The organism is Clostridia bacterium, from assembly GCA_036562685.1.
Lineage (GTDB): Bacteria > Bacillota > Clostridia > Christensenellales > DUVY01 > DUVY01.
In genome coordinates, this window is the sequence record DATCJR010000108.1 from 1 (window position 1) to 2,997 (window position 2,997).

Sequence of the window (2,997 nt, forward strand, 5' to 3'; positions counted from 1 at the left end):
GAAGGATGAATATTAATAATTTTGTTAGGATATTTTGATATGATTTCTTTGGTCAAAATTCCTAGATACCCTGCCAAAATTATATAATCAATGTGATATTCATCTAAAACCTCTATAATTTTTTTATCACGTTCAACAGCATTATTGAAATCTTTTAACAACAATTCGACGACAGGTATATTTCTTGATTTTGCCCTAATACTTGCGCCTGTGTTTTTTGCCGAAGTGATTAACAAGACGACTTCACCGTTAATCTTGCCTTGGTCTATATCGTCCAAAATCGCTTGCATATTGGTACCGTTGCCCGAAGCAAACACGCACAAGCGTTTTTTCATAATCTTATTCCCTGACCTTTTATGGTATGACCTATAATATAAGCTGTCTCTCCCAGCTTTTGGGCACAGTCTACAACTTCATTTGCAATATCTTTTGACACGCAAAGCACCATACCTATACCCATATTAAAGGTATTAAAGATCTCTTCTTTTTTCATTCCGCTTTTTTCCCATAAAAGCTTGAAAATAGGCGGTATCTCAAAAGAATTTATATCAATCTCGGCACCTATATTTTCAGGAAAAATTCTTGGAATATTTTCTATAAAACCGCCGCCAGTTATATGAGCGATGCCTTTTATATGGTAATGTTTGATTAATTCTAAAATTGTCTTAACATAAATGCGTGTAGGGGTTAACAATACTTCGCCGAGTGTCGCATTAAGTTCGGGATATACTTTTTCTAACGCTTCTTTATCTTCGCCTAATAATTTTCGCACCAAAGAATAACCGTTGCTGTGGATTCCGCTAGAACTAAATCCGATCAAAACATCGCCTTCGACTATGTCTTGTCCAGTTATTAATTGATTGCGGTTAACCAGACCTGTGCAAAATCCAGCAAGGTCATACTCGCCCTCTTGATAAAATCCGGGCATCTCTGCTGTTTCTCCGCCTATCAAAGCACAGCCTGATTGCCTGCAGCCTTCTGCAATACCGCCTACAATTTCGGCGGCAACTTCAGGTTTTAGTCTTCCGCATGCAAGATAGTCCAAAAATATAAGAGGCTTTGCGCCTTGGCATACGATATCGTTTACGCACATTGCTACGCAATCGATTCCAATGGTATCGTGTTTATCAAGCAAAAACGCATATTTTAGCTTGGTACCCACTCCGTCTGTTCCGCTCACCAAAACAGGATCGGTCAAATCTTCTGAAGCTAGCGAATACATACCGCCAAAACTGCCCAAGTCTCCCAAAACATTTTGGTTGTATGTTGTTTTGGTGTGTTTTTTCATCAACTCAACTGCTTTATATCCGCGTGTTACATCAACACCTGCATCTTTATATGTAATTGACATCTTAACTCCTACAAACTTTTATGCACCCATAAGGCGATGCAAAATTTCCTGATATGCTTCTTCTACATGTCCCAAATCCCTTCTAAATCTGTCTTTATCCAGCTTTTCGCCTGTTCTTGAATCCCAAAAACGACAGGTATCGGGTGAAATCTCATCAGCCAATATAATCTTGCCATTAAATCTTCCAAATTCAAGCTTAAAATCAATAAGTTCAATGTTCATAGTTTTTAGATATTGAGTCAAAATATCGTTAATCTTAAAAGAATATTCTGCTATCGTTTTGAGTTCTTCATCTGTCGCTAAGCTCATAGCCTTTATATGATAATCATTAATCATTGGATCGCCAAGCTCGTCATTTTTGTAGCAATATTCTAAAACGGTAGAATTCAGCTTTGTTCCTTCGGGAATTCCAAGTCTTTTGGAAAGTGAGCCTGCGGCTATATTTCTTACTATAACTTCAACAGGAACAATCTGTACTTTTTTTACCAGTGTTTCTCTGTCGGAAATTTCTTGTTCGTAATGTGTAGGGATACCTTTTGATTCCAATAATTTGAACAAATGATTGCTTACCTTATTGTTTACGACGCCCTTGCCTATTATCGTGCCTTTTTTTATTCCGTTAAATGCTGTGGCATCGTCTTTGTAATCGACTAATACAATGTCGGGATTGTCTGTACTAAAAACCTTCTTTGCTTTACCCTCGTAAATCATTTCAAGTTTCATAATTTCTCCTTTAAATAAAAAACGACCCTACAATTTTAGGGTCAATTATTTTTTAGTTCTTGGTTTAACAAAATGTCGTCGTTAACGACTTTTTGCTTCATCTCTTCTTTGAATGTCGATAGCATCTTCTGTATATGAGGATATTTTATACCCAAAATTTGAGCCGCCAAAATTGCGGCGTTTTCGGCTCCGTTAACCGCAACCGTCGCAACAGGAACACCCGAAGGCATCTGCACTGTCGATAACAAGCTGTCAAGTCCTGAAAATGTCGAGGACAAAATAGGTATTGCTATTACGGGCAATGTTGTATATGCAGCAACAACACCAGCTAGATGCGCCGCTTTACCTGCAGCACAAATAATAGCTTCAAAGCCGTTATCTATTGCAGATTGTGAAAATTCTTTTGCAATATCGGGAGTTCTGTGAGCTGAGATGATACGAACTTCGTAATCAATTTTGAAATGTTTGAGGGATTCAACAGCAGGTTGAACAATAGAAAAATCTGATTTGCTTCCCATCAAAATAGCTACCTTGGGCATATCCTAACCTCAATTCCAATAGTTTTTGATGTTACAGCTATATAATATCAAACTGTTAAAATATAGTCAAACCATACAAGGCTATTACTATTAATTTTTATAACAAGGCGCTAAAGTTTTTGAGTTTTTTTGAAGATGCATTGACCGCAACATAACACACTCCGTTTTGGTCAAAATCTATATCAACTGTCAAATTGTTTATATCCATATAATTATTAAAAAGCAAAATCAAATCGCTTTTCAAAACCTCGCCTAACCGCACAGATGAAGGATTTACTTTATCCACGGTCAATACTCTTTTGAGCCTTTGAACAGCCAATTCTTTTTTTTGTTTGCTCATCATCTTTAAACCATCCTTTTTAGATTTCGCCTTATTTTTCCTAT

The 2,997-nt window shown here is 36.9% G+C and carries 5 protein-coding genes; all 5 read right to left on the minus strand.

The annotated features are described in order from the left end of the window. A partial coding sequence (locus VIL26_05045) for a formyltransferase family protein (GenBank protein ID HEY8390298.1) occupies nt 1-335 on the minus strand: 335 nt, incomplete at its 3' end. After that, nucleotides 332-1,351: a phosphoribosylformylglycinamidine cyclo-ligase gene (gene purM / locus VIL26_05050; GenBank protein HEY8390299.1), complete on the minus strand. Its 1,020-nt coding sequence runs from the start codon at nt 1,349-1,351 to the stop codon at nt 332-334. The genes VIL26_05045 and purM, both read right to left, overlap by 4 nt. An 18-nt stretch (nt 1,352-1,369) precedes the next feature. Then, nucleotides 1,370-2,074, minus strand: a complete 705-nt coding sequence (gene purC, locus VIL26_05055) for a phosphoribosylaminoimidazolesuccinocarboxamide synthase (protein HEY8390300.1) — start codon at nt 2,072-2,074, stop codon at nt 1,370-1,372. Between the two features lie 41 nt (nt 2,075-2,115). Then, nucleotides 2,116-2,613 carry a 5-(carboxyamino)imidazole ribonucleotide mutase gene (gene purE / locus VIL26_05060; protein ID HEY8390301.1) on the minus strand — a complete coding sequence of 166 codons (498 nt, stop codon included), beginning with the start codon at nt 2,611-2,613 and terminating at the stop codon, nt 2,116-2,118. Between the two features lie 97 nt (nt 2,614-2,710). Next, nucleotides 2,711-2,997 (minus strand): cell division topological specificity factor MinE (locus VIL26_05065; GenBank protein ID HEY8390302.1); only part of this gene is annotated, 287 nt, incomplete at its 5' end.